The sequence below is a fragment of the Candidatus Cloacimonadota bacterium genome (genome assembly GCA_011372345.1).
Lineage (GTDB): Bacteria > Cloacimonadota > Cloacimonadia > Cloacimonadales > TCS61 > DRTC01.
Genome location: DRTC01000395.1, coordinates 1 through 3,066 on the forward strand (window position 1 = coordinate 1; position 3,066 = coordinate 3,066).

Here is a 3,066-nt window from a genome sequence, read left to right on the forward strand (position 1 = left end):
AATTTGTAATCAATATTCTGAAAATAGAGATTTGCCATGACATTCAAATTTGGAATTAAACGGAAGGAATCATCGAGGTAAAAAGTAATATATTTTTTTTCACCCTTATAATTATAATATCTTTGTCCTTTCTCATATTGAATTCCATAAATATCAGCATTTTTAACCGACTCGATCTCGCCCCAATGATCACTGTCAAAAAGGCTCAAATAACTACCAAAAGTAAGGTCTCCATTCAGATGTTTAAAATTCATTTGTGTGATCCAGCCGTAATGATTTTTTTTGACCAGTTTCTGCCGGATGATATCCAGTTCTTCATCGTTATCTTCCTCAACTAATCCGTATTCCCAGAGGTTTCTATTGAATTTATATTGTTCATAATATCCATTCCCATGAATATAAAACAGCGAATTCTTAAAATTCATTTTTTCATTGAGAAAATATTTGTGATGAAATTCAAAATGCGGTTGATCAAAATCATCGATCTCGTTTTGATAGGTGATCGGATTATGCTGATGATTTTCCTCCAAATCTCCTTCATAAGAAGCATACCAGGCAGCCTGTGTAAGTTCGTTTCCACCATAAATATTCAGTTCGGTTGCAGATTTTTTGCTGTTTCGAGAAAGATTGAAAAAATAAGCCCAGAGTTTTGTTTCGGAATTATCGCGGTAACCATCGGATACGATCCGGGATAATCTCAATCTGGTTTGGTAATTTTCCGGAAAATTATAACTGGTTTTTACACCGAACTTGATGGTGTTAAAACTTCCATAATTACTGAAAACTTCGACCTTATTGGGAGAAGACAGATCACTCGTCTGCATATTCAGAGATCCACCAAAAGTTGATACTCCATACAGCGAACTACCGACTCCTCGCTGGAATTGGATATCACTCAAGCTTTCTGCAAAATCCGGCATATCGATCCAGTAAACCTGGTGATCTTCCGGATCATTCAGAGGAATTCCGTTGATCATCACCCCAATCCTCTTCTGATCAAAACCCCTGATCTTGAGGTGAGAATAACCGAGTCCGCTTCCGGCATCAGAATAGGAATGAACATTCGGAGTATCGGACATCAAAAGCGGAATATCCTGAACCGAATAATTTTCCTGAATTTCTTCTTTGGAAACTGTCATAAATGTAACCGGAGTTTCTCTGTCTTTTGCTCGAGTTTCAGTAATGAAAATTCCTTCGATTATTCTTGGTTCTAATTTTAATTTGATAAGTGCTTTTTCGGATGTCGATATTTGGATATCTTTAGTTTCGTATCCGATTCTTTTTATTGAAATGGTATAATTACCAGGTTCGATTTCCTGAAAATAAAACTCACCAGCAGCGTTGGTATAAGTAATCAACTTTTTCTCCAATAATTGCACATTCGCTGCTGAAATTGGTTTGTCGTTGGATTCATCCAGGATTGATCCAAAAATAGTATCAGCAAAAATATTGATGTTGAAAATAACCATCACTAAAGTATAAAATAGAATTTTTTTAGTCATCTTTATCTCCTTTTGTAACTCAAAGCTCCTGCTTTGAAGTATTTTTTATTTTTCTCAAAATTTACTCATCAGGACGATCTTACTAACGATCACAAACAAGGATGTTTGTGTTACACAAAAAAAACCACATCCCAGCTAAAAAACCGGAATGTGGTTTTAAAATATTTTCCAATTTTCCTCCGCTGGCATTATCCAGATCAGGTTCTAAGGGTATTTTCTCAGCAATCCGTTAATTGTCGGAAGCACCCCTGAATCAACTAATTTTATTAAAGAACTGAGACAAAAGACTTTGATGGTCATTTTGCTGTCAAATATTTTTTTAAAAATAAAATATATTTGACCGGAATTACGCTTCTTTAAATTTGAAAACCTTGCGAATGGTTATCTCATTCCCAAATTGCATTTGGGAACAGGAAAATAACCTTGCGAATGGTCGAAAAGTTCCGAAGTAAATTTTGATCTTCGCAATAGTTGAATAGCCGAACTCCAACCTTTACGGAGGTCTATTCCTGGTGGAATACTTGAAAGAGTTTCAGGATTTTAAATCGTTCCTCGACCATCCGTAAGGTCTATAAAAAGGAATAATAAGTTGGATTTTAAAACTTCGATAGATTATAGAACGATTTTGAGTAATTCAGATTGGATCGTGTTTTTCTCAATTCTGGTGCTAACGGTTTCTGCGGTTATTTATGGATATTCTTTAAAAAAGAAAAAAATCTCAGGAAAAAAAGAACCCGCTTTTCTTGATCTGTTATTAATGGGAAGACAACTCACCCTGCCAATGTTCGTCGCAACTCTGGTCGCAACCTGGTATGGAGGGATTTTCGGAGTTACGAAAATCGCCTTTGAGCAGGGAATTTTTAATTTTATTACGCAGGGTGTTTTCTGGTATGTTTCGTACATTATATTTGCTTTTTTTATAACCCATAAGGTTTATAAATATAAAGCGGTTACACTTCCCGATCTGGTTGAGAAAATGTTCGGTCCGAAAGCCGGGAAATTAAGTGCTGTTTTCAATTTTTTCAATGTTCTTCCTATCGCGTATGTTATCAGTTTAGGATTGCTTATTCAAGCATTATTCGGATTAGATGTCTGGCTGGCGATGTTTATCGGAGTATCGGTTGTTATTCTTTATACTTTGTTCGGGGGTTTTCGAGCTGTTGTTTTCTCCGACATAATTCAGTTTTTCGTGATGTGTCTCGGAGTTTTTTTAGTACTCGTGTTTTCTATTAAACTTTTTGGAGGATTCGGTTTTCTAAAAGAAAACCTTCCTGCTGCTCATTTTACTATAACCGGTGGAGAAGGAATTGCAACGACTCTTGTCTGGGGATTTATCGCGCTTTCAACATTGGTCGATCCGAATTTTTATCAGCGGGTTTTTGCTGCTAAAAATACAAAAACCGCGAAAAATGGAATTCTAATTTCTACTGTTATCTGGATTTTATTCGATATTTGCACGACCTCCGGAGCAATGTATGCTCGTGCGGTTATTCCGGAAGCAGCATCTGATAAAGCTTATTTGATCTATGCTCTGCAAATCCTACCCGATGGGATTAGAGGATTC

2 protein-coding genes and 1 riboswitch are annotated in these 3,066 nt (G+C 36.2%); of the genes, one reads left to right on the forward strand and one right to left on the reverse strand.

Annotation, left to right across the window (positions count from 1 at the left end; genetic code table 11):
• A partial coding sequence (locus ENL20_07765) for a hypothetical protein (GenBank protein ID HHE38457.1) occupies positions 1–1,502 on the reverse strand: 1,502 nt, incomplete at its 3' end.
• A 157-nt stretch (positions 1,503–1,659) separates the two neighbouring features.
• Positions 1,660–1,762: riboswitch (TPP riboswitch) on the reverse strand.
• A gap of 329 nt (positions 1,763–2,091) precedes the next feature.
• Between ENL20_07765 and ENL20_07770 the strand changes: the two genes are divergently transcribed.
• Positions 2,092–3,066, forward strand: a 975-nt coding sequence (locus ENL20_07770) for a sodium:solute symporter family protein (GenBank protein HHE38458.1), incomplete at its 3' end; no start/stop codon positions are given.